Origin of the sequence: Streptomyces sp. URMC 126 (assembly GCF_051386555.1) — a bacterium.
In the GTDB taxonomy this organism is placed as follows: Bacteria; Actinomycetota; Actinomycetes; order Streptomycetales; family Streptomycetaceae; genus Streptomyces.
Genome location: NZ_JBPQTX010000110.1, coordinates 1 through 20672, shown reverse-complemented (window position 1 = coordinate 20672; position 20672 = coordinate 1). Strand labels below are relative to the sequence as shown.

The window sequence follows — 20672 nt, the reverse complement described above, 5'->3', positions numbered from 1 at the left end:
CACCCGTACCGCCCCCACTCGTACCGCCGCCGGGTACCCCGCCGTACCCCGCCACCGCCCGTACCGAAAGGCCCCTTCCATCATGATCATCGTCGCCGGGGAAGCCCTGATCGACCTCGTTCCCGAGGAGCCGGCCCCCGCCGGGGAGACGGTGGGCGCGGACGCGGCGGGCCGACGGCACGGGGACGGTGATACGCGCCCCGACGCCCCGGGCACGGGGACGGGCAGGGGTGCGCCCGAACTGCCGGCCCTGCGCCCCAAGCGCGGCGGCGGCCCCTACAACACGGCCGTGGCGCTGGCCCGCCTCGGCTCCCCCGCCGCGTTCTGCTCCCGCCTGTCCACCGACCACTTCGGCGAGGCGCTGCTGGCCGGGCTGGCGGCGGACGGGGTGGACACCTCACTGGTGCAGCGCGGCCCCGAACCCACCACGCTGGCCGTGGCGCACATCGGCGCCGACGGCTCCGCGGCCTACTCCTTCCACGTCGAGGGCGCCGCCGACCGCCTCTTCCGGACCCCGGACGCGCTGCCGGCGGGGGCGCGCGCCGTCTCGTTCGGCACCTGCTCCCTCGTCCTGGAGCCGGGGGCCTCGGCGTACGAGGAGCTGATGCGCCGCGCGTCGGACGCCGGCCTGTTCACCGCCCTCGACCCCAACATCCGGCCGGGCCTGATCCCCGACGCCGACGCCTACCGGGCCCGCTTCCGCTCCTGGCTGCCGTACGTCACCCTGCTCAAGCTCTCGGAGGAGGACGCGGCCTGGCTGGCGGGGCCCGCCGACCCGGCGGCGGCCGTCCGCGCCTGGCTCGCGGCCGGACCGTACGCCGTGGTCCTCACCCGGGGCGGCGCGGGCCTCACCGTCCTCACCCGGGACGGCCTCGAACTCTCCGTCCCCGGCGAGGAAGTGAACGTCGTGGACACCATCGGGGCCGGCGACACGGTCAACGCCGCGCTGCTGCACCGGCTCGACGCGCACGGCGCGCTCGTCCCGGCCCCGTCGCCGGACGCCGCCCAGTGGCACGACACCCTCACCTTCGCCGCCCGCGCCGCCGCGGTGACCTGCTCCCGCCCCGGCGCCCAGCCGCCGTACGCGACGGAACTGCCGGCTCCGTCGGCGAGCTGAGGGGCTCCGGGGGACGGCGCCCACTCCCCCTCCCGCCGCACACCGCCCTGCCGGCACCCGCGCCGCTCCGGTGACGGTCGGCAGGTGCTCGATCAACCGAGGATCGCTCAGCAAGGCCAGGGGCCATGATCCTAGGGGCCGTTGTCAACTTTGGTCCGCCGCTTCATCCCGGCCGGCAAGGAGGGCCTGCGTGGGAGTGGCGAGCGTTATCGCCCGCCTCGCCGTCGGACGTCCGCTCCACTCGTGCGACGCCTACCGCGCCGAGATGACGACCGAAGGCCGCGGTCCGGGAGGTACATCGAAAGACGTATCCCGTTGGTGTACTTGGGAATGAAATCCTGAAGCCCCACGTCGGTATCCCCTTTCCTCGATTCGCCCGACGGTACGGTTCTCGTGCGGATGCGGCCTTGAGTGCGCGCTCGGGATACGGAAGCGACCACAGCGGCGATTTCCCCCGGGCACGTTTTCCTTTCGACCGAGCGACGCCCTGACAGCCCAGGGCGGATGCCCTTCTGATCGGCTCCGGTCGCGTCCTGACGCTGTCGCGCCGGCTGAGGGGGTCCCGGAAATGACGACACGGACGATGACACGCGGGATGGCCCTTGGCGTGGTGGCCCTCACCATGGCGCTCACCGCGACTGCCTGCGCCGTCTCGGACACGGGCTCTCGCGGCTCGAGCCGGCGGACTCGACGGTGCCGGTCTCGGCGGCGTCGGGTTCCGGTGAATTGAGCGGCGCGAAACGGAAGATCTTCCTTGAGCTCTTGGATAACACCGGGAACAGGCCGCCGAAAGTCAGCGACGACGAACTCGTCGCGCAGGGCAACGCGATCTGCGCCAGGAAAGGCGACGGAGGAATCGGCAGGGCCATCGGCAGCACCTACGAGGTCACCCGGGACACGCGGAAGAAGCTCGGCGTTTCCCTCGCCCAGGCCGCCGCCGTGGTCGGCGCGGCCCGCGCCGCCTGCAAGGCGCAGCCGTGACGGTGGCAACGGCACGTGAAGTGAGGGGTGTCCCGGCCCGGTGGGTGGTGCGGGACACCCGACCGCCGTCCTCGGCGATCGTCCTCGTGTCGCCTACGACGCGAGCACCCGCCGGCCGGGGTCTCCGTGGCCCCGTCGGTCCTACGCTCGTCCCATGGCCCGGGTGTCGGGCGTGTGGAGGGGGACTCATGGAACAGATAGCGCCCGAACTGCTCATGGCCCTCGCCGGCGGAACCGCCGGTGCGGCGGGGGACCAGGTGTGGCGGGCCCTGCGGAGCCTGGTCGGCAGGCGGCGGCCGGGCGGGGAGCCGGGTGAGCCGGGTGAGTTGAGCGGCCTGGCCGAGGCGCCCGACGACGCGGAGCGGGCCGCCGAGCTGGCCCTGGCGCTGGCCCGCCGGGCCCGGGAGGACGCCGCGTTCGCCCGGGCCCTCGCGGAGTGGCGGCGGCAGGCCGAGGCCCTGGAGGGTGTGCGGAACCGTTCGGGCGATGTGCACAACACCGTCTCTGGGGGCACGCAGACCACCGTCGTGCAAATGCGGGACGTCAACGGCGGGTTAACCGTCGGCGACTGATGGGGTCGCGGGGAGACCTGGGGCGCCGGGCGCGGCGTGACCGGCTCGGCTGACGCGCGGCATCCCCAGGGTCTAGTGTGGGCGACGTGTCGGAACAAGTCGAACTCTGTTCTCTCGCATCCGAGTTCACCGAGGCGCTCGCCCGCCAGCAGCGGCTCGCCGAGCGGCGTGAGGCCGTCGTGACCAGGCTTCACGACGAGGTCGAGCGGCTGCGCCGGGGCGAGGTGGAAGCGGCGCTCGACCTCGTGCGCCACTCGCTGATCCGGCTCCACGACCAGATCCTCCGCCAGGCCGAGCACGTCACCGTCCCCTTGGGCGTCGACGAGCTGCGGGCCCTGCTGACCGCGCTGGCCGACGAGGCGGCGGACACCGTGGCCAGGACCGGAGTGGAGCGGTACGTCCCCCGGCCCGGCGAGGCGTTCGACCGGGCGTTGCAGCGCCCGGTGGGCCGGGCCGCCGCCGAGTCGCCCGAGGCGGAGGGGACGGTGGCCCGGGCCGTGGCGGCCGGTTTCCTGCAGGGGGAACGGGTCGTGCGCAAGGCCGACGTCGTGGTGTCCCGGTGGGAACCGGACGCCCCGCCTTCCCCGGTGGGCGCCCACGACACGACGACGTCGCAGCGGAACGACTGACGGACAGCTGACGGACAACGGACGGGACGGGCCGAGAGCGGGCGTCCCGATGGCGGGAGCCCCTATGGCCGTGTACGGCATCGACCTCGGGACCACCTACTCCTGCGTCGCACGGATCGACGACGTCGGCAGACCGGCCGTGCTGCGCAACCTCGAAGGGGCGGACACCACACCGTCCGTCGTCTATTTCGAGAGCGCCGACAGCATCGTCGTCGGGCAGAGCGCCAAGGACGCCACCGTCCTCGACCCCGACCACGTCGTCCGGCTCGTCAAGCGGGACATGGGCGAGGCGGTGCCGCGTGAGTTCCACGGCCGTGCCTACACCCCCGAGGAGATCTCCGCCCGCATCCTCCGCAAGCTCGTCGAGGACGCGAAGGCCGCCACCGGCGAGGAAGCGCGCGACGTGGTGATCAGCGTGCCCGCCTACTTCGGGCTCGCGGAGCGGGACGCCACCCGCAAGGCCGGCGAGATCGCCGGGCTGCGCGTCCTGGACGTGGTGGCCGAGCCCATCGCGGCGGCCCTCGACTACGGGGCCCTGGACGGCACCGAGGAGCGCGGGGACCGGGCCGTCCTCGTGTACGACCTGGGCGGCGGCACCTTCGACACGACCGTGCTCACCCTGCGCGGCCGCGAACTGACCGTGCTGTGCACGGACGGCGCCAAGGAACTGGGCGGCAGCGACTTCGACGACCGCGTCGTGGCGCACCTGGCGGACCGGTTCCGCGAGCGCTTCCCGGACGCCGACGACCCGCTGTCCGACCCCCAGTCCGAGACGCAGCTCCGCAAGGACGCGGAGGAGGCGAAGAAGGCGCTGTCGTTCCGGGAGCGGTACACCGTCCGCGTCATGCACCAGGGCAGGGTCGAGGCGGTGGAGCTGACCCGGGGGCTGGTCGAGGAGCTGACCCGCGATCTGCTCGACCGCACGGTCGACATCACCCGCCGTACCGTCGAACTGGCGGCGGAGCGCGGCGTGTCGTCCTTCGACGAGGTGCTGCTCGTCGGCGGCGCCACCAAGATGCCCGCCGTCGCGGCCGCGCTCCGCGCGCAGTTCGGCTTCGAGCCCAGGCTGCACAACCCCGACCTCGCGGTGGCCCGCGGCGCCGCGCTGTACGCGCTCGACCGGGCGGAGCGGCCGTCCGGCGCGGCGGAGGACGCGGCGGAGACCGGCCTGGCTCACCGCCCCTACGACATCTCCACCGTCGCCTCGCGCGGCTACGGCATCAAGGTCACGGACATCGACACCGGCCGCGAGTACGTCGCCCACCTCGTGCACGCCAACGACGCCCTGCCGGCGTCGGTGACCGACGACTTCCTCACCCTCCGCGACGACCAGCGGCGAGTCCGGATCCAGGTGATGGAGCAGGCGGGCGCGGTGGAGTCGGACGAGCCGGCGCACAACACCGCCGTCGCGGAAGGGACGCTGAGGATCCCGCCGGGCAAGCCGAAGGGCTGGCCCTTCCAGTGCGTCTTCACCCTCGACGCCTCCGGGCTGCTCAACGTCGTCGCCACCGAGCGGGAGACCGGCGAGCGGATCGAGATCTCCGTGCAGATCGGGGGCCTGTCGCAGGAGGCGGTCGACGAGGCGCGGGTCGCGATGAGCCGCCAGCGGATCGGCTGAGCGCGGGCGGGCGGGGACGAGCCGTGGGTTTCGACGAGGCACGCTACCGGTGCGAGGTGCTCGACGCCGGGCTGCCCGTGACCGAGGACCTGCGCACGCGGTACCAACTGCCGCCGGACCTCGGCGGGAACGCGGTCGCCGAGTCGGTCGCGGCGGTCCGCGCGTGCTGGCGCCGGAGCCGGGCCCGGCTCCGGTACCGCCCGGTGATCGAGCAGTTGGAGGCCGGATACCTCGCGCACCGGCCGCTGTTGGACGCGGCCGCCGTCGGCGACCCCGGCCCCCTGCGGGCCGCCCTCCGGGAGCACGGCCGGCGCGCCGCGTCCGAACGGGCCCGCCTGCGGGCGGCCCTGGAGGAGGCGGCGGGCGGCCTCGGCCTGCTCGCCGAGAGCACGGTCGCGCACCTCGCCATCGCCCACCGGGTGCGGGAGGACGAGGTACGGGCCGCCCTGTCCGCCCTCGGGCTGCGGACCGCCGAGCCGGAACCGCTGCCGCGCTCGGTGCCGCACCCGGCGTACGCGCGCTGCGCCGGCCACCTGGAGGTGCTGGGGCTGCGGCACCTCGCCGACTTCCTCGCGACGGGCACCCCCGGGGGCCGGGCCGACCGGCCCGTACGCGTCTTCGGCGCGCTCCCGGCCGACCCGCCGGCCGTCGAGGCGGCGGCCCGCCGCTGGGGCCGGCTGCCGCACGGCGCCGCGCACACGGCGGCCCAGGCCGTGGTCGCCGCCGTCCGCGGCGTACTGGCCGAGCAGGGGCCGGAAGGGCTCACCCGGATCCTCCGCCATGAACTCGCGGTGCCGCTGCGGACGCGGTGCGCCGCCCGCGCGACCCCGGCCACGCTTCTCGCGTACGCCGTCGGGGAGTTGTCCGTCGCCGAGGAGGACGCGCGGCGCCTGGTGTTCGCGGTGCTGCACGAGCCGGCCGGGGACCCGGTGGCGGAGCGGCTGCGCCGGCTGGCCGCCGACGGGCGGCTGGCCGAGGCGGCGGCCGTGGCGGACCGGCTGCCGCCGGCCGCGCTCCCGGAGGACGTCCGCGCCCTGGCCGAGCGCGTGCGCGGCCGGCTCGCCGACGCCCACGCGGTCCTGGACCAGGCGCGCCGGCTGCCGCCGGCGGAGGCGGACCGGGCCTGGGACCTGGTGGAACAGGCGGAGGCCACCGCACGCGACCTGTCCGGGACCGACGCCGTGCGCCGCGGCCTCGCGGTCCGGCCGGTGTCGGGGCTCACCGCGGCGCGGGACGGCGCGGGCGTCGCGCTCCGGTGGCTGCCGTCGCCGTCGACGGCCGGCGAGCCCGAGTACGTCCTGCTGCGCACCGAGCGGCGCGCGCCGCGCGACGCGGCCGACGGCACGGTGCTGCCGTTGCCCTCGCCGCGTGCCACCTCGTACGTGGACGGCGCGCCCCCGGCCTGTGTCCCGCTGTACTACGCGGTCGCCGTCCGCCGGGCCGCCGCCCCGGCGAGCGCGTTCTCGCCGCTCGCGGTGGCCGGTCCCCTCGTGCACCGGCCCGAGGTCGGCGACGTCCGCGTGGTCTCCGAGGACGGCCGGATCACCGCCGCCTGGAGGTGCCCGGAGGGTGCCCGGTCCGTCGAGGTCGTCCGCACCCCGCCCGACGGCGCGGAGACGCGCGTGGCCGCCCGCCGCGACGGCTTCGCGGACGGCGGACTCGCCAATGGCACGGCGTACGGCTACCGGGTCAGCGTCGTCTACCGCACCGACCACGGAACGACCGTGCGCACGCCGGGCGTCCGGTTCACCGCCACACCGCTCCCGCCGCCCGAGCCGGTCACCGGCCTGGCCGTCCGCCCGCCGACCGACGACGGCGACGGCGACGGCCGGCTCCTGGCGCGCCTCGACCCGCCGGCCGGCGGGGAGGTACGGCTGTACCGCTTCGACGGCGTGCCCCCGTGGCCGGCCGGCACCCGGCTGCGCACGGCCGAGCTCCCCGGGCCGCCGGTCGCGGTCCGGCCCGCGCCCGGCGGGCTGTCGTTCGCGGCTCCGGACCGGCCCGCCGTGGTCGTCGCGGTGACGGTCGCCGGCGACCACGCCGTCGTGGGCGCCCGCGCCGCCGTCGGCGGCCCCCCGCTCGGCACCCCCACGCTCGTCCGGCACGGCGGCGCGGAGGTCGTCGTCGTCTTCGACTGGCCGCCGGACGGCGGCGACGAGGCCGAAGTCGCCTGGCGGTCCCCCGGTGCGGCCGGGGGGCGACGGCGTACGGTCACCCGCGCCGCCTACCGGCGGGAGGCCGGCGTACGACTGCCGGTCGCGGACGGCGCCGGGTTGGAGGTCGAGGTCCGGGCGGTCGCCCGGCTCGGCGGACGGCCGGTGTACGGCCGGCCGGGCACGGCGGTCCTGCCGGCGCGCACCGAGGTCCGCTACCGGCTGGAGCGGCACGGCCTGCCCGGACGCCGTACGGTCACCGCCGTGTTCACCGCCCGCGCCTCCGTCCGCGCCGAACGCCTGCTGCTGGTGCGGTCGCACGGCCCGGTCTGGCCGCTGGAACCCGCCGACGGGGACGTCCTCGCGGAGTCCGCCGGCGTGACGCTGGGCCCCGGGAAGGACGCGCGGCTGTCGGCGCGCCTCGCCCGCGGCCCGGGCGGCCGGCTGCGCTGCTTCGCCGTCGGCGCGGCGCTCGTGCTGCGCCACCCGCCGCAGCGGACGCTCGGCGTCACCCGGAGGGAGCGGGCGTGAGAACGCCGTGGCGCCGCGCCTGGGTGTGTCCGCGCTGCTTCCGGACGCTCACGCGTGGCCGGATCACCTATGTCTGCGCGGGCCGCCCCGCCTGCCCCGACGACCGGGCCCTGGCCTCCGCCGACCCCCGGGCCGGCTCCGCGGTGTGCGGCACCTGCGGCCGCACCACCACCCGGCTGCGCTGCGCCGCCTGCGACGGGCGACTGCCGGAGGGCTATCTGCGCACCCCGGGCAGACTGGTGGCGCTCGCCGGACCGGTCGGCTCCGGCAAGAGCACCTACCTCGGCGTCCTGACGCACGAACTGCTGCACCGCCTCGGCGCCGAACTCGACGCCGCGCTGCTCCCCTGCGACGACACCACGATCCTCGACCACCACGAGCGGTACGCGCGGCACCTGTACGAGGAGCGGCACACCGTCCCCAAGACCGCCGAGGACGACGCCGGCCGGCCCCTCGTCCACCGCCTCCGCCGCGTCGGCCGGGGCCGCTTCGGACGCGCGCGCGAGCGGGCGCTGACCCTGGTCCTCCTCGACACCGCCGGCGAGCACTTCAGCTCGCGGGAGCGCATGGAGGCCCGCCTGCCCCACCTGGCCGCGGCCGACGCCGTCGTCGTCCTCGTGGACCCGGGCGACCTGCCCGGAGCACCGGTGCGGGGCGGCGGGGTGCCGGGCCGGTCCGGCGAGGTGCTCGCCCGGGTGCTGGACCACCTGGGCGGCGGCGGAAAGGTGACCGTCCCGGTCGCGGTCGTCCTCACCAAGGCCGATCTCCTGTGGCCGCACCTCCCGGAGCACTCCCCGCTGCACCACGCCCGCCGCCCCGGGCCCCTCTTCGACGCCGACGACCGGGCCGCCGTCCACGCCGAGCTGCGCGCCCTGCTGCGGCGCTGGCAGGAGGACCGGCTCGACGCGCTGCCGGCCCGGTTCTGCGCCGACTACCAGCTCTTCGCGGTGTCCACGCTCGGCGCCGCGCCCCGGCGGGACGGCGGCCTCGGGCTCGGCGGCGTCGTGTGCCCGCACCGGGTCGAGGACCCCCTGATGTGGCTGCTGTACCGCTTCGGCGTCCTCGACCGGGAACGGGGTTGACGCGTGGGGCAGGACGGACGCACCACGCCCCCGCCCCGCCCTCGGCCGGCGCGCCCCACGCCACGGCCGCTCCGGCGGCGCGGTCCGGGCCGCGGGCAGGGGTGAGCCGTGGCGAACCCCGTGGTGCTGCTCCTGGTGATCGCCCTCCTGGTCGTCCTGGTCGTCGGCTACGGCGTCTGCGTCACCCTGCCCGGACTGGTGTGGGCCCAATGGCTCGCCGTGTGGCGGGCGTTCGGCCGGCCGGCGCCCGTCCCGCCCGACCCGGGCGGTGAGCCGGCCGTCCCCGCGTACCTTCGCGTCACCGCCTCCCGCGATCTGCGCGCGACCTGGTGGGACGGGCTCGAACAGCACGAACGGCTGATGGGCGACGCCGAGCGGTTCCTGGCCGAGCGGGTGGGCGACGCGTTCCGCCGGCCGGGGCGGGGCGGGACCGGCGGGCCGGGCTGCCTGATGGTCTTCCTGCGCCCGGCCTTCCTGCTCACGGCCGTCGGTGCCGTCCTGACCGCGACCGCGGTCAGCATCCTTCCGCTGCTGTTCGCGCTGGTGCCGTGGGCGCTGTGCCGCGCCCTGTGGAGCCTGTGGTGGGCGCTGGGGGCGGCGGTCGAGCGGGTCGAGCGCCTGCTGCGCGGCGGGCGGGCGCCGTGCCCGTACGCGGACTGCGGGCGCGCCGTCGGCCGCCCGGTCCGGCTGTGCCCGGCGTGCCGGGCGCGGCACCGGCGGCTGGTGCCGGGCCGGTACGGCGTCTTCCGCCGCCGCTGCCGCTGCGGCGCCCGCCTGCCGGTCGTCCTCCGCGCGCACCGCCTGGACGCGGCCTGCCCGCACTGCGGGAAGGCGCTGCCTCCCGGGTACGAACGGGCGCGCGTCGTAGTGCTCGTCGGCGGCCCGGCCGCGCAGCGCGCGGGGGTGCACCGGCAGGGGCTGGCCGACCTGGGCGTCCCGCCCGGCACCGAACCGCCGCTCGTGCGCACGGCCGGGGCGCCCGTCCTGTGGTTCGACCCGTCCGGTGACGCGTACGGCGGCATGGAGTCGGCGGCCGGGCTGGACGTCCTGCGCCGGGCCCACGGGCTGCTGCTGGTCGTGGACGACCCCGCCGCGCACGGGGAGGCCGTGCGGGCCGTCACCCGGGTCCTGCACGTCCTCCTCGGCCTGCCGCCGCGGTCCCGCCCGCGCCGGCTCGCGCTGCTGTACAGCCGGGCGGTACGAGGCGACGACGCCGCCGTGCGCGGGCGGCTGGCCGCGGCGGGCGGCGGCCACCTGCTGCGCGCGCTGGACGGCACGGGCGTCCCGGTCCGCTGCGTTCCGGCCGGGGCGCTCGGCGGGACGGTGCGGTGGCTGGCCGGCACGGCCGGCACGGGCCCTGCCGAGAGGATGGCGCCTCCGCCCGCGCGCCCACCGGTGACCACCGCGTTCCGTTTCCCCCGGCGCCGCGCCCCACGCCACGCGCTCCTCTTCGCCCACGTGGCCGGATACCTGGTCGTCCCCCTCGCCCTGACGCTCCTGGAGACGAGCGCGCTGCCGCCGGCCTCCTTCGCGGGCCTGCCGCAACGGTACGACAAGTGGCGCCATCCGCTGAGCGGTTCGGTCCGCCAGGTCGACCTCGCCGCGGCCGCCACCCGGGACTGGCCGAGGCTGAGGGCGGGTCACTCGGCGCCCGGCCACCCGCCGTCCGCGGCTCTGCCGGGCCACGAGGGCTACTGGTCGGCCAAGGGATCCCCACCGAAGGGCCGCTGGCTGCGGGCGGACTTCGGGATACCGCTGCCGCTGAGCGAGGTGTCGGTGGACTTCGACCCGGACAGCGTCACGGGGTTCGCGCCGCCGAGCGACGTCGAGAGCCAGGTCGGCGCCCGCACGGTGACGTTGCGGGAGAAGCGCGCGCACAGCGAGAAGTCGGGCCCCTACTCCACGAAGACGTACGGCTACGACTTCGCGGTCCCGGAAGCCGTCGACTCCGTCCGCGTCGGCGTGGGATCCGTCCTCGACAAGAGCGGCGAGGAGGCACAGCGGCTCCGCCTGCGCGCGTTCCACCTCCGCTGGTCCAGCTCCGACGCCCTGCGCCTGCGCCCGGTGGACGGCGGGGGGCTCGCCGTGGAGAACACCACCGGGCGGGACCTCGCCATCACCGTACGGCCGCCCCTGCTGCCCGGAGGATGGCGCGCCACCCTCGCCGGACACCCGCCCCGGACCCTCCGGGCGCACGCCACGTACGTGGCGCACTGGCGGATCACGGCCCCGGAGGGGGCCACGAGCCGCGCGCCCGTCGCCTACGCCGTCGACATCACCGAGGACGGCCACACCGTGACGGCCCGCTGTCTGGCCCTCCTCACCGCCTCCCTGCGCGCCGAGCCGCTCCGCTGAGCTCCGGAGGCCTCAACGGCCGCCGGACGGCGGGGTCCACCGGGGTCCGGCGAAGTCGGCGAGCGCCGAGGCGAGCCCGGGGCCCACGCCCGGCGAAGGGCCGGTCGACAGGACGAGGTACCAGCCGTCACCCATGCGGGAGCGGCGGGGCGGACGCGGGGCGTCGGCGAGGAGCCGGACCTGGAGCGCGTGGACGCGCGCGTCCCGGCCGCGGACGACCGCGCGGCGCACGGTGATCTCCTCGACGTGCCGCCACGCGTAGGAGCGCCGCCCGCGCCCGAACACGGAGGTGACGCCGTCCCGGGTGAGTTCCAGCTCCAGCCGCCGCCTCGGCCTGAGGAACCCCACCGCGGTGATCACCACACCGGCGCAGGGCCAGAAGACGAGAGGCAGCCACGAGGCCGACCTCTCCCACAGCCCCGACACGCTCACCTGGACGGCGAAGGTGCCCGTGATCGTGCCGATCGCGGCCCAGTGGGTGATCGGAAGGCTCCGCGACCGGCCGCGGAGGCGGTAGTGGTCCTCCGTGCGATCCACCGTGAAGTCATGGGGGTCGGAGAGCCCGGGCAGCGGGAGGGATCCGGTCGCGGTCGTTCCGCGCTCCCCGGCGCGTCGCTGTGCCAGGTGCTCCTGGAGCCTGCGGTTGCGGAAGCGGTAGGTGCCGCCCGACACCTGCAACAGGCCCGCCGCGCGCGCGTCCCTGAGGAACGCCATCAGCGACCAGGGCACCCGGCCCGCCACCGCGAGGGAGCACCTGGCCAGCGCCCAGCGGCTCCACGGACTGAGCAGCGTCAGAGCCGCCGAGGCGCCCGCCCAGGAACCCACCGCCGCCCGCAGGCCGTCGCCGTCGCCGTGGAGCCAGAGGGGCGCGCTGGTGCCCGCCCCGATCAGCGGGGCCACCAGCGTCAGTGTCGTGACGAGGGCACTCCGCTCGCCGCGGAGGAGTTCGTCGGGGGTGGCGGCGTCCACGGTGTCGGCCGGAGCCGCGTAGACGATCATCAACAGGACCGGGAGGACGCCGCCGAGGGCCAACGCCGGCAGCCCGGGGTCCCCCACGGCGGCGTACAGGGCGAGGAGGAGGACGACGAGGACGGGACCGCCCGAGAGCACCGCGAACCGGACCAGCGGAGCCACGCGCGCGTGCCGGTCGAGAGAGCGCAGGGCCCGTACGAAGAGCAGCGGATTCGCGCTGCGCCGGGGCTCGGCCGGCCGTTGGCCGAACCAGGCGGCGGTGCACCCCCGGGCGAGGGCCGCGGCCATGACCCCGATCGCCACCTGCGTCCCGTGGAGGGAACGGACCATCGGGGAGGCGTCCGCGGAGCCCGATACGCCCGCCCGCACGACGAAGGACAGCAGGATGCCGGTCGTCAGCAGCGCGGGCAGGGCGAGCAGCCGGGGCAGCGGTGCCGTGTGCAGCCGCCACCAGGCCAGTTCCGACTCGCCGCGCCGGCTCAGCAGCAGCGCCAGGTACGACAGCCAGACGTGGGCCCGTTCGGCGTCCCAGGTGCGAGGCGGGTGCAGTCGGCCGGGGTGCGCGGGCACCGCCGGGAAAGCGGCGGGCACGATCCGGTCGAGCAGGCGCGCCTCTACGGCGTCCCGGGTCGGGAACCGCCCGCGGTCCACCAGATCCCCGGGATTCGCGGGGCCGTTCTCGTACGACCGCCGCACCAGCCACACCATCAGCGGACTGGTCAGGGCCCAGGCGGCCGGCGCGGAGGGTTCGTTCCGGAGGACTCTCAGCAGCGGCGCCCAGGCGGCGGCGCGAGCCCGGGGCACGGCCTCGCGGAGGTAGTCCGCCACCTCACCGGGGCGCAGCGGCAGCGACTCGATCACCGTGGCGTGCCGCAGCCCCTTGCCGTCCCGGTCGAGGCGGGCGTACTCGGCCGTACGGGAGACCAGTACCGCGTCGCCCTCACCGCCGAGGCCCGTGTTGAGCGCGTCGAGGACCTCGGCGCGGCGGTGCTCGGGCAGTTCGTCGAGCCCGTCGAGGACGGGCAGCACCCGGCGTTCGAGGACGAGCCGGCGGGCCGGGTGGACGCCGTCCACGGGCGGCAGGCCGGGGTGGTCCCGGCGCAGCCGGTCGGCCAGCCATTCCGCGAGCGGCTGCCGCCGGGCGTCCCAGGACTCCAGCGACAGCATGAGCGGGACCGGCACGTCGTCCTCGCCCTGGGTGAGCCGGCGGGCGAGGAGTTCGAGGGTGAGCAGGACGGAGAGCACGGTCTTGCCGGAGCCCGCGGTGCCCAGCACCACCAGCCGTCGCCGGGGCCGCAGCGCGAGGAAGGTCCCGGCGATGGTGTCGGTCCCGGAACCCGCGGGCAGGTGCTCCCCGGCGGAGGCCACGCGCCGGCTGGGCGTCCAGCGTACGGGCAGGGGCTCGGGGTCGGTCATGTGCCAGGCGTCGGCTTCGGCCCGCCACCGGTGGAGGAGGCTGCGGGCCAGTCTTCGCTCGGCCGCGGCGAGCGGGGCGTCGTCGTCGGGCGGCGGATTCCGCACCTTGAGCGTCAGGTTGAGGTCGCCCCGGAGGATGCCGATCTGGATCAGGTACTGGGCGGTGCAGTCGACCGCGGTGTTGACGATGTCCGGCTCGCCGCCGGAGCCCGTCCGCCTGACCATGTCCGTCCGCCCCCTCGTCGCGCCGCCCGTTGCCGTGAAGCCTCAAGTGAGGTGAGGCTTCAGCGTTTCTCCGGCTTTCCGTGGAGGCGTACCGTGCCGAGGGTCTTCATGATCGTCGAGTCCGGCAGCTCGTCCCGTACGCCTGTGGCGCCGTACAGGCACCATGCGACGAGATCGCCCGCGGAGTTCCTGAAGCCGAAGGTGACGGCCTTGCCGTCGCTTGAGCACGCGTTCTTCCGGGGTGCGTTCCGGGACCGGGCCCAGGCGATGCTGCCCTTGACCCCGGACGTGGTGGTGTAGGGCTTGGCGGTCCTGTCGCGGACGATGCTCTTCCTGTCCGGCTGTGTGTAGGCGCCGTACACCCACGCGACGGCCCCCTTCAGGGCGGCGTCGCCGGTGTCCTCGGCCCTCTTGGCGCTCGCGGTACCGGCACCCGCCAGCTCGGTGCCCACCACACGCCCGTTCGCGTCGATGTCGGGCAGACACCAGTCTTCCCTGAGCGAGGCGAATCCGGTCGCGAGGACGATGAACCGGCCCCAGTTCGCCGGGTTCTCGGCGTCGACTCTGTCGTCCGTGAACCCGTACGTCATGCCCGGAGGCTTGACGTCCCATTCCGGCGGGACGTCGAAAGCGGAGCCGGACGCCGGGTTGACGACGACCTTCCAGCCCGGGATGACGGGCCGTTCGGCCGTACCGACGTGGGGGCCGGTGCTCGCCGATGTCGTCGGGCCGGGCGAAGTGGGCGCCGGGGCCGCCGCGTTGTCGCCATCGCCCACCAGCGCGGAGCCGATGACACCGACGCCTGCGGCCACGGTCGCGACGGCGGCGACCGCGACGGCCTTCGCCCGGTTCCCGGAAGCCGAGGACGGCTCTCCCCACCGCATGGTCGGTACCATAGCGCCTGGCTTTTCCGGGGGCGCCGTCCCGCGAGCGGACCTGGCGGCCCGGGCGGCTCCGAGGTCACACCGAGCGGTGGTACTGCCGGGGAACGTGGACGTCGCCGCCGAGTTCACGCGCCGCGTGTCGCGCCCAGGAGGGGTTGCGCAGCAGTTCGCGGCCCAGCAGCACCGCGTCCGCCTCCCCGTTGGCGAGGATCTTCTCGGCCTGCCGGGCCTCCGTGATGAGGCCGACCGCGGCGACCGGCAGCCCCGTCTCGTTCTTGACCCGTGCGGCGAAGGGCACTTGGTAGCCCGGCCCGACGGGGATCGAGACGCGCGGGGCGTTGCCGCCGGTCGAGACGTCCAGCAGGTCCACGCCGTGCTCCTTGAGCAGGGCGGCGAACCGCACGGTCTCGTCGGCCGTCCAGCCGGCCTCGCCCTCCAGCCAGTCGGTGGCGGAGATCCGGAAGAACAGCGGCAGTTCCTCGGGCCACACCGCGCGCACCGCGTCGACGACCTCCAGCGCGAAGCGGGTGCGGTTCTCGAAGGAGCCGCCGTACTCGTCGGTGCGGTGGTTGCTGTGCGGGGAGAGGAACTCGCCGATGAGGTAGCCATGGGCGCCGTGGATCTCGACGACCTCGAAGCCCGCGTCCAGGGCGCGGCGCGCGGCGTCGGCGAACTCGCCGGTGACGCGCTCGATGCGCTCCTTCGTCAGCTCGTCGGGGACCGGGTGGCCCTCGTCGAAGGGCAGCGGGCTCGGGCCGACGGGCTGCCAGCCGTGCTCGTCCGCGCCGACCGGGGTGCCGCCCTTCCAGGGCTGTCCGGTCGACGCCTTGCGTCCGGCGTGGGCTATCTGGACGCCCGGGACGGTGCCCTGGCTCTTGAGGAAGCCGGTGATCCGGCGCAGCGCCGCGACCTGGGTGTCGTTCCAGATGCCGAGGTCGTACGGGCTGATGCGGCCCTCCGGGGAGACCGCGGTCGCCTCGAACAGGATCAGGCCCGTGCCGCCCGTGGCGCGGGCCGCGTAGTGGGCGAAGTGCCAGTCTTGCGCGACGCCCGCCAGTGGTCCGGACGGCTCGGCGCTGTACTGGCACATCGGGGCCATCCAGACGCGGTTGGGGATGGTCAGCGACCGCAGGGTGCGGGGCTCGAACAGGGTGCTCACGGGAACTCCATTCGCGGCGGGTGGGAATCCGGCCCGGCGGCCGGCGGCACGACGCTTGTACGATACCCACCGTACTACGACGCCTGTCAAACTACGATGATTCTCGTACCATGGAGGCCCCGACGAACCGGAGCCACCGTGACGCCCACCCCCAGCCCGCGCGTCCTTCCCCACCCCACGCGCGAGGAGATCCGCCTCGAAGCGGTACTGCACGCTCTCGCCGACCCGGTGCGGCTGCTGGTGGTACGGCGGCTCGCCGCGGCGGAGGCCGAGGTGAACTGCTCCTCGATCGAGCTGCCGGTCAGCAAGTCGACCAGCACGCACCACTTCCGCGTCCTGCGGGAAAGCGGAGTGATCCGCCAGTGCTACCAGGGCACCGCCAAGATGACCTGTCTGCGCCTCGACGACCTCGACGACCTCTTCCCGGGCCTCCTCCCCTCCGTCCTCACCGCCGCCGACCACCAGTCCGCCCGCGACGCGGCACGCTGACCCGGCGGCGCCCGCCCCGCCGGACGGACCGCCCGGTACACCGGATCCGTCACGCCCCACCGAACACTCGCCGCGCCGCCCGGCGCCACTGGTTGGCGGGCAACCCCGGCCGCAGAGTCGCCAGTGCGCCGCAGTACTTGGTGAAGGCCGCCGGGCGCTCCCCGTACGCGTGCAACAGCCGGTCCACGTCGGTGAGGCGGCCCGCCGACTTGGTCTCGACGAGGACGAGACCCGCGTCGCAGCGCACGGCCCGTCCCGTCCTCGGGTCGGCGCAGACCAGGCCGGCGTCGACGGTGACGCGTTCACCGTCCCCCACCAACGTCGTGCGCACGTAGTCCGTGGTGAGCGACGGGGCCAGGGCGGCGGGAGGGTCGATGCCGTAGGCGCTGCGCAGCGTGCCCGCGAGGAAGGAGCGGTGGCGGGCGTCGAGCGGGGTGGCGCCGCCCGTCAGGGCACGGCGGTGCTTCACGGTGGCCCCGCGCCTCCCTTTGAGCTTGATCTCGAACTGCCGCTCCCCCGAGTCCTCGTACACCCGCTCACGGATCTTGAACCGGATCCTGCGGCCCTGGCGGTGGTCGTGGAAGGAGCGGAGCTCCGGGGTGTCGTAGTAGACGGAGTGGTAACGGAAGGCGCGCCGGCCGTCGATCGTCAGGGCGCGGAAGGCGCCGCCCGGGCGCCGGGGGTCCGTCAGCCGTTCCGCCAGGCGCGGGAAGACCTCCGCGGGCAGCAGATAGGTGCGGTCGAAGCGGGTCAGGAGCCCGGCCCGGTCGTCGAGTTCGGCGAGGGAGAGGGGTGCTGCGGCCTCGACGGCGGTCCGCAGGCCACGGACGGCGGCCGGTTCGGCGCACGGCGACCCGACGGCGCTCACACCGCCTCCCCGACGGACAGCGGGCGGGGCGCGTACCCGGCGGGGAGCTCCGGCCGGGACTCGCGGTACCGCACGTCGACGACGGTCAGGTCACGGACGAAGTCCACCGTCACCACCGTCCAGCGCAGGGGCTCGCCCAGCCGCCGGGCGAGGTCGGCCCGCAGGGCGGCCGGGTCGCCGTACGCGGTGTCGAGGGTGACGAGGGCCCGGCGCGATCCGGCCAGGAGTCGGGGGTGGTCGGCCGCCTGCACGACGAGCAGCAGGACGGCGCTCAGCCCCGCCGCCGCCGGCAGCGAGAGGTGCGGCAGCGCGCACAGCAGACCGAGGACCATCGCCGTGAAGTAGTAGGCGATCTCCTCCTGTTGCACAGCGTCCGACCGGAGCCTGACGAGGGACAGCACGCCGAAGAGCCCCAGCCCCAGCGAGGTTCCCCCGTGGCCGCCGCCCGCCCCGGCGAGGACCTGGACGACGGTGAACAGCCCGACGTTCAGCGCGAGCAGCGACGGGACGAGCTCACGGCGCCCGTGTCGCGGATGGTAGACGCGGAAGACCAGCAGGCAGACGGCCGCGAGGTCGAGTGCCAGGTGGGCGGCGAGGTGCCGCAGAGTGTCCATGATGGTGCCCCCTGAGTGCGTTCTCCGTTGTGGTGGAACGGGCACCGACGATAGGCAGAACCGCGGCGAACATGTGTTCGGCTGTGGAGAAACGATTCACCGTTCGCCCTCACGGCGCCGGACGCCGCCGCGCGGCCGGTCCCGGCCCGGAACCGCACCATCCGGCCCGCCCCGGCCCACGCCCCGGCCGGTTCCCGCGAGCGCCGCGGCCCCGCATGTGCCAGTGGCGAGGAAAGCACCTTCCCCACTCCCGTTTCTGGCTGCCTGTCACACCCCGCTCCTACGATGGCCGTACCACGGGGGGAGGCTGGGCCATGGGGCGGAGGACAGCGGACGTGGGGCGCGGGCTCGAGCAGGCCGTCTCCTGGACGCTCAGACATCTCGACGGCGTCGTCGCCATGGCGGCGGCGCTCGTCATCGGCACGCTGGACATCCTCGACCAGAATTTCGACCCCAACATCACCTCGGGGGCGATCCTGCTGGTCCTCGCCGCGCTGGTGTTCGGCACGCTCACCGAGCGGCGGCGCAGGGTCAAGGACATCGACGAGGCCATGCGCGGCACCCGGCGGGCGCTCGAGGACCTCGCCATGGTGCGCACGGTCACGGGCGACGCGCTGGAGCAGGCCCTGAACGAGGCGCGGAACGACACCGACCGCTGGTACTTCAAGGGGGGAACGGGCACCTACCTGCGCGCGGTGACGCTGCCCGTGTGCGTGGAGCAGGCGCAGCGGCTGCGCCGTTCGCTGAGCATGAAGATAGACATCGTCGACCCGGCCGACGAGCAGGCGTGCGACGTCTACGCCCGGTTCCGCCGCCAGTACGCCGAGCAGTACGACCGGGCGCGGCCCGACGCCTGGACCACGGAGCGGACCCGCAAGGAGTCCTTCGCCACCGTGCTCGCCGCCTGCTGGCACCGGCAGCGGGTGGACACCCTGGAGATAGACGTCCACCTGTCCTCGGTGGTGCCGACCCTGCGGTTCGACATGTCCTGGTCCTGCCTGATCATCACCCAGGACGATCCCCGGCGCGACAACCTGCTGGTGCGACGGGACCGCCCGCTCTACACCTACTACGAGACCGAGCTCCGCCGGGCCCGGGAGCAGGCCCGCGCCCTCGACCTCGGCCGCGCCGTCCCGCTGAGCGGCGAGCCGACCATCGACGAGGTGCGACGGCTCTTCGAGCACCTGGCCCTGCCGCTCCCGGATTCCTTCACCGAAGGCGACGTCAGCGAGATCATCGACAAGGCCCTGCACGCGGAGAACCCTTACCGGAGGTGAGGTCGCGAGTGATCGGCCCCGTGGACTGCTCGAGGATCGAACAGGTCATGGCCGGGGGCGGTGACGTCGCCGAACTCTACGGCGCGGCCGCCGCGGCCCTCGACGACGTGGCCTCGGGGCGCGGCGGACTGCGCGCCGTGCGCCATCCCCTGGGCTTCCTGTGCCTGCCCGTACGGCGTGAGGAGGACCGCGGTGTCTGCGTCCACGTCTTCGAGGACGGCCCGCACCACGCCGGAAACCCCCTCACGACCTCGCCCGTCCACGCGCACAGCTGGGATCTGACCAGCTGTGTGCTGTACGGGGAGGTGGGCAATATGCGCGCGCGGGTGCACGAACGGCCCGACGACCCCACGCACCGCGTCTTCGAGGTGCGCAGCGGCCCCGCTTCCGTCGACGAGATCCGGCCGACGGCGCGGCTGGTGCGGTGGACGGCGGGCCCCCGGGAGACCAGCGGCGGCGGCGAGATCTACACCCTGCCCGCCGGCGAGTTCCACGCCACCGTCGTCCCGCCGGGCGTCGCCGCCGCCACGCTGCTCATGGGGCGCGTCCTGCCGGGGCGGTGCGATCTGGCCCTCGGACCGGTGCACGGCACGCTCCACCGGGTGGTACGACAGACCTGCGACGCCGCGCAGACCGCCGACGCGGCGCGCGCGGTCCTCAGGAGGCTGGATGAGCGCCATGCCCGGTGACGACAGGACGAACGGCGGCGGGCCGGCCGGGGACGGCCGCTTCGCCGAGGAGCACGCGGTGGCCGTGGGGGCCGCGCGGGAGGCCGGGGCGCTGCTGCGGTCCCGCTTCGCGGGAGACTGGGGTGTCCGGGCCAAGGGCGGCCTCGGTGACGTGGTGACAGATCTGGATCTGATGGCCGAGCGCCTGGTGATCGCCCGCATCCGCGAGCGCTTCCCGCGGGACCGGATCCTCTCCGAGGAGGCGGGTGCCCTTCCGGCGGCCGGTTCCGCCGCCGGGCCGTCGGGCCGCACCTGGCTGGTGGACCCCCTGGACGGCAGCAACAACGTGGTGATCGGGCTGCCCGCCTACGGGGTGGGCATCGCCCTGTGCGTCGACGGGCGGCCCGTGGTGGGCGTCGTGCACGACCCGGTGACCGACCGTACGTGGACGGCCCGCACCGGCGGCGGGGCGTACGGCCCGGGCGGCCGGCTCACCGGACCGGCGCGCCCGCTGTCCCCCGCCGGTCCCCTGCTCGCCTGGACGCAGGGGCACACGGTGGCCCGCAAGGACCCGGTGGCCCGCGCGCTGAAGGACGCGCTGGAGGACCACTGCCGGCGGCTGTTGCAGTTGTGGGCGCCGCTGCTGGCCTGGGCCATGCTGGCCCGGGGCGACATCGACGGCTTCGTCGGCTACCGGGCGGAGGGCATCGACCTGCCGGCGGGCCTGCTGCTGGCCGCCGAGGCGGGGCTGGAGGTACGGGCCCTGGACGGGGGCGAGTTCCACGGCGGCGCGGAGGGTCCGGACACGGACCGCAGCTTCGTCGCCGGGCGGGCCGAGGACATCCCGCACCTCCTCGGCCTGGTCGCGGCCGCACGTCCGCTGACCGTGGTGCCGGGCTGAGCACGGGCCGGACCGGGCGAGGGCCCGGGCCCGTACCCGGCCCGGGTCCGTACTCGGCCCGGGTCCGCGCCCGGTCCGAGCCGCGCCCAGACCCGGACTGAGGAGCCACAGCGGCCGTCCGCCCGGGGCTTGCCCACCCGCACCGCCACCCACCCGTAACC

Annotated in this window: 17 protein-coding genes; 12 read left to right on the top strand and 5 right to left on the bottom strand. The window is 75.4% G+C overall.

Translation table 11 applies throughout. From position 1 onward, the window contains the following. Nucleotides 1–82: 82 nt before the first annotated feature. The 8 genes from ACSNOK_RS15735 (at nt 83) to ACSNOK_RS15700 (ending at nt 11038) form a co-directional block, all read left to right on the top strand. Entirely contained in the window at nt 83–1117 is a 1035-nt protein-coding gene (locus ACSNOK_RS15735; protein ID WP_436781291.1) for a carbohydrate kinase family protein, read from the top strand. A 762-nt stretch (nt 1118–1879) separates the two neighbouring features. Beyond that, nucleotides 1880–2098 (top strand): hypothetical protein, encoded by a 219-nt coding sequence (locus tag ACSNOK_RS15730; protein ID WP_436781290.1) that lies wholly within the window; start codon nt 1880–1882, stop codon nt 2096–2098. A 188-nt stretch (nt 2099–2286) separates the two neighbouring features. Next, a complete protein-coding gene (locus ACSNOK_RS15725) occupies nt 2287–2670 on the top strand; it encodes a hypothetical protein (protein WP_436781289.1) in 384 nt (127 codons plus the stop codon). A gap of 86 nt (nt 2671–2756) precedes the next feature. Further along, nucleotides 2757–3299 (top strand): nucleotide exchange factor GrpE, encoded by a 543-nt coding sequence (locus tag ACSNOK_RS15720; protein WP_436781288.1) that lies wholly within the window; start codon nt 2757–2759, stop codon nt 3297–3299. A 64-nt stretch (nt 3300–3363) separates the two neighbouring features. Further along, a complete protein-coding gene (locus ACSNOK_RS15715) occupies nt 3364–4917 on the top strand; it encodes an Hsp70 family protein (RefSeq protein ID WP_436781287.1) in 1554 nt (517 codons plus the stop codon). A gap of 23 nt (nt 4918–4940) precedes the next feature. Next, nucleotides 4941–7601 carry a hypothetical protein gene (locus tag ACSNOK_RS15710; protein WP_436781286.1) on the top strand — a complete coding sequence of 887 codons (2661 nt, stop codon included), beginning with the start codon at nt 4941–4943 and terminating at the stop codon, nt 7599–7601. Beyond that, complete coding sequence (locus ACSNOK_RS15705) at nt 7598–8683, top strand: TRAFAC clade GTPase domain-containing protein (RefSeq protein ID WP_436781285.1); 1086 nt, start codon at nt 7598–7600, stop codon at nt 8681–8683. Before ACSNOK_RS15710 ends, ACSNOK_RS15705 begins: the two co-directional genes overlap by 4 nt. 108 nt (nt 8684–8791) lie before the next feature. Further along, nucleotides 8792–11038 (top strand): hypothetical protein, encoded by a 2247-nt coding sequence (locus ACSNOK_RS15700; RefSeq protein ID WP_436781284.1) that lies wholly within the window; start codon nt 8792–8794, stop codon nt 11036–11038. A gap of 12 nt (nt 11039–11050) precedes the next feature. Here the strand turns inward: ACSNOK_RS15700 and ACSNOK_RS15695 are convergent, their stop codons facing one another. From ACSNOK_RS15695 to ACSNOK_RS15685, 3 genes are all read right to left on the bottom strand, one after another. Then, nucleotides 11051–13651, bottom strand: a complete 2601-nt coding sequence (locus ACSNOK_RS15695; protein ID WP_436781283.1) for an NACHT domain-containing protein — start codon at nt 13649–13651, stop codon at nt 11051–11053. A 59-nt stretch (nt 13652–13710) separates the two neighbouring features. Further along, nucleotides 13711–14535, bottom strand: coding sequence for a hypothetical protein (locus ACSNOK_RS15690; RefSeq protein ID WP_436781282.1), 825 nt, complete (start codon nt 14533–14535; stop codon nt 13711–13713). Nucleotides 14536–14611: 76 nt separating this feature from the next. After that, entirely contained in the window at nt 14612–15694 is a 1083-nt protein-coding gene (locus tag ACSNOK_RS15685) for an NADH:flavin oxidoreductase/NADH oxidase (RefSeq protein ID WP_436781281.1), read from the bottom strand. Between the two features lie 96 nt (nt 15695–15790). Here ACSNOK_RS15685 and ACSNOK_RS15680 point away from each other — a divergent pair, with 96 nt between their 5' ends. After that, a complete protein-coding gene (locus ACSNOK_RS15680; protein ID WP_436781280.1) occupies nt 15791–16183 on the top strand; it encodes an ArsR/SmtB family transcription factor in 393 nt (130 codons plus the stop codon). 49 nt (nt 16184–16232) lie between these two features. Here ACSNOK_RS15680 and ACSNOK_RS15675 read toward each other — a convergent pair whose 3' ends face one another. Together ACSNOK_RS15675 and ACSNOK_RS15670 are read right to left on the bottom strand one after the other, a co-directional pair. Beyond that, nucleotides 16233–17051 carry a polyphosphate polymerase domain-containing protein gene (locus ACSNOK_RS15675; protein WP_436781279.1) on the bottom strand — a complete coding sequence of 273 codons (819 nt, stop codon included), beginning with the start codon at nt 17049–17051 and terminating at the stop codon, nt 16233–16235. Next, nucleotides 17048–17665 carry a DUF4956 domain-containing protein gene (locus ACSNOK_RS15670; protein WP_436781278.1) on the bottom strand — a complete coding sequence of 206 codons (618 nt, stop codon included), beginning with the start codon at nt 17663–17665 and terminating at the stop codon, nt 17048–17050. Before ACSNOK_RS15670 ends, ACSNOK_RS15675 begins: the two co-directional genes overlap by 4 nt. A gap of 335 nt (nt 17666–18000) precedes the next feature. Here ACSNOK_RS15670 and ACSNOK_RS15665 point away from each other — a divergent pair, with 335 nt between their 5' ends. Genes ACSNOK_RS15665 through ACSNOK_RS15655 form a run of 3 tightly spaced genes read left to right on the top strand, consistent with a single transcriptional unit; the run spans nt 18001 to nt 20511 of the window. Next, nucleotides 18001–18942, top strand: a complete 942-nt coding sequence (locus ACSNOK_RS15665; protein ID WP_436781277.1) for a hypothetical protein — start codon at nt 18001–18003, stop codon at nt 18940–18942. Between the two features lie 8 nt (nt 18943–18950). Beyond that, entirely contained in the window at nt 18951–19631 is a 681-nt protein-coding gene (locus ACSNOK_RS15660) for a hypothetical protein (protein ID WP_436781276.1), read from the top strand. Next, nucleotides 19612–20511 carry an inositol monophosphatase family protein gene (locus tag ACSNOK_RS15655; protein ID WP_436781275.1) on the top strand — a complete coding sequence of 300 codons (900 nt, stop codon included), beginning with the start codon at nt 19612–19614 and terminating at the stop codon, nt 20509–20511. The genes ACSNOK_RS15660 and ACSNOK_RS15655 overlap by 20 nt, the downstream gene beginning before the upstream one ends. Nucleotides 20512–20672: the final 161 nt, after the last annotated feature.

Bases quoted from the DNA above. Each gene is read 5' to 3' on its own strand.
- ACSNOK_RS15725 (WP_436781289.1), top strand. From the start codon at position 2,287: ATGGAACAGATAGCGCCCGAACTGCTCATGGCCCTCGCCGGCGGAACC.
- ACSNOK_RS15690 (WP_436781282.1), bottom strand. From the start codon at position 14,535: ATGCGGTGGGGAGAGCCGTCCTCGGCTTCCGGGAACCGGGCGAAGGCC.
- ACSNOK_RS15715 (WP_436781287.1), top strand. From the start codon at position 3,364: ATGGCCGTGTACGGCATCGACCTCGGGACCACCTACTCCTGCGTCGCA.
- ACSNOK_RS15735 (WP_436781291.1), top strand. From the start codon at position 83: ATGATCATCGTCGCCGGGGAAGCCCTGATCGACCTCGTTCCCGAGGAG.
- ACSNOK_RS15695 (WP_436781283.1), bottom strand. From the start codon at position 13,651: ATGGTCAGGCGGACGGGCTCCGGCGGCGAGCCGGACATCGTCAACACC.
- ACSNOK_RS15670 (WP_436781278.1), bottom strand. From the start codon at position 17,665: ATGGACACTCTGCGGCACCTCGCCGCCCACCTGGCACTCGACCTCGCG.
- ACSNOK_RS15680 (WP_436781280.1), top strand. From the start codon at position 15,791: ATGATTCTCGTACCATGGAGGCCCCGACGAACCGGAGCCACCGTGACG.
- ACSNOK_RS15655 (WP_436781275.1), top strand. From the start codon at position 19,612: ATGAGCGCCATGCCCGGTGACGACAGGACGAACGGCGGCGGGCCGGCC.